The organism is Planctomycetota bacterium (assembly GCA_016872555.1).
In the GTDB taxonomy this organism is placed as follows: Bacteria; Planctomycetota; Planctomycetia; order Pirellulales; family UBA1268; genus F1-20-MAGs016.
Window position 1 is genome coordinate 1 of sequence record VGZO01000125.1, and the last position, 2,601, is coordinate 2,601.

General features: G+C 66.7%; 2 protein-coding genes. Both read left to right on the top strand.

Annotated elements, in window-relative coordinates; genetic code table 11:
- Positions 1 to 23 precede the first annotated feature (23 nt).
- Positions 24 to 656, top strand: a complete 633-nt coding sequence (locus FJ309_17400) for a hypothetical protein (protein MBM3956349.1) — start codon at positions 24 to 26, stop codon at positions 654 to 656.
- A 593-nt stretch (positions 657 to 1,249) separates the two neighbouring features.
- A partial coding sequence (locus tag FJ309_17405; protein ID MBM3956350.1) for a hypothetical protein occupies positions 1,250 to 2,601 on the top strand: 1,352 nt, incomplete at its 3' end.

The window sequence follows — 2,601 nt, forward strand, 5'->3', positions numbered from 1 at the left end:
GGCTATGCCCTGACGCCCCGGGTGTGTTCGGCAACACGTTCACCGGCCTCGACACCGCGACCGCCGACCTCGGCAGCTCGCTGCAGAGCTTCGAGTTCAACCGGCGCTGGCACGCGCTGCCCAACGTCGTCCTGCTGCAGGGATTTCGGTGGTTTGAATGGAACGAGTCACTGTCGCTCGTCGACCACTACGGCGGGGTCGTGCCCCCGGCCCCGATGATGGACGTCTTCAACAACAGCTGCATCAACAGCCTCTACGGCTACCAGCTCGGCACCGACATCCGCCTCTGGGATCGCGGCGGCTTCCTCCGCGTCGATGGGCTCCTCAAAGGTGGAGCGTACTACAACAACGCGGTCCAGAAGTCGCAGTACGTCTTCGACGCCGGAACGGGCCCGGCCCTCAAGGGGATCCGGGTCCAGGGGGACGGCGCGGCGTTCGTCGGCGAACTGGGGCTGACGACCACCGTGCCTCTCACCAAGCACTTCGACCTCCGCTGCGGCTACATGGCGCTGTGGCTCGAGGGCCTGGCCCAACCGACAAACCAGCTCGCCGGCCAGTCGATCGCCTCGGGTGTCTCGCCGGTGTCGGGCACGATCGACCTCACCGGAGGTACGGTCGTGCAGGGCGTGTCGCTCGGCGTCGAGGGGCGCTGGTAGGACGACGTGGCCCTGGTCACGCCCCGCCCGCGGCGGCCGCCGGCGACCCGGGAGCCACCGCGGGGGTTTCCCGCGGTCGCCCTCAGAGCCTGGTCAGACGGCGCTCCGACCGGGGCCAACGCCATGGACGCGGGCGAATCGAAACCGTGGATCGGCCAGCTCCGTCTGCCGTACGGGGAGCGGCGACGCCCCGCGGGCAGTGAACCTCTGGGGAAACGGGGCAAAACAGCCCGGTTTTGCTCCCCTTCTTGCGGCGGAGCCGACAGCTTGCGTCGGCACGCGCGGTTCCCTATAGAGAAGTTGCAGGGGCGAGCGAACTTTTTCCCGGCGCGACCGTTCTACATGAACCAGGGGCGCTGGACCGATTCTTTCTTCCAGATGGACCGACTCGATCGCGGTTGGGCAGTGCGCGCCGACGGCCCGCCCGCGTCGCCATCGCTGCACCCGGTCTGCCCGAGAGTTGCCTGCAGGCACTTCCCCGGTTCGATTCGCCCCCGCCATGCTGCGTCCCGTTCCCTGAGCGTTTCTGAGTACCGGTCCATGGTCCGACCGGCCGTGATCCGGTTTCCTCTCGCCTTCACGAAAGTGTTGCCATGATGCTCGGCAGGATCTTCAGCCGTTCGTTCCGTCGGGACTCCGCCTCGCGCCTGGTGCGTGGGCGGCGGATGCGGACTCGCGAGCGGCTCGGTTCGCTCGAGAGCCTCGAGGACCGCCGGCTGCTGGTGTTCCAGTACCAGGGGTTCACGCACACCGCGACGCCGACGATCCCGCGCACGCAGTGCTACGAGTACAACCTCGAGATCTTCGACGATCCGGCTGATCCGACCGACACGATGACGATGTACATGCGCAACCTGGCGATCGTCGGCCAGTTGCAATTCGACTACAACACGTCGTTCAGTGCGCTGACCAACGTCGGCACGGGCATTTCCGGTCCGCCGAGCAACTTCGGCAGCCCCGTGGGATTCAACTGGGGAACGCAGGTCCCGCCCCAGACCAATCCGGCGGGCAATCCCAATCCGAACTCGGCATTCAACGTCGTCGGACCGCTGTCGCTGGTCAACTCGTGGTCGGTCGATACCAACTGGAACACTCGCGACACGACGCTCGAGACGTTTTATCTCGCGAAAGTGCGCGTGACCTGCGCGCCCGGGACGGTCGACCCGACCTTCGTCCTCCATGTCGGCGACTCGATGCCGTTGGCGCTCGAGGTCGACTTCAGTCGCGCGGTCGGCACGTCGCGGATCTTCATCACCAGCAACGCCGCCGAAACCTACAACTCCGCAGCCCCGGCCTACGACCTTCCGCGCGGCGGCGGCGGCTACAACCTGCTCGCCTCGGAGGTCTATGTCCAGGCGACGCTCAATCCGCGCTACACCAACGACTTCCGGGCGACGAAACTCGTCCAGATCGAAAACGCGATCACCGGCGGCCTTTCGTCGCGGGTTTCCGAGGGCAACTTTCATATCTTCCCCGGCGCCAGCGTCAGCGGCACGACCGACGTCCGCCTCGGCAGCGGCATCCCGCCGTCGTCGAGCATCTACGGTAGCTACGGCTTCGGCGGCAACGGCGGCGACATCCTCATCGACGGCGTCATCCAAAACGCCGGCAATGTCAACCTCCAGGTCAACTCGGTCAGTCCGCGCAACATCCTCACCGGCCCCTCGGGCTCGATCAGCGGCGGCGGCAGCATCACGCTGCTCAACGCCGGCGCCGACGGCGGCGTGATCAACGTCAAGACCGCCGACTTCGCCCAGCACAACATCTTCGCCGGCAGCGACAGCAACCCGCAGGCCGACATCGGGATCTTCGTCGACCAGACGCGCGGCAACCTGACGATCAACGCCCTGCCCTCCACGCAGGCGGCGATGTCGCTCACCGCCAGCGAGTCGGGCCGGCAGGTGATCGTCAACTCCAACCTCGACACCGTCGGCAGCCTGTCGCT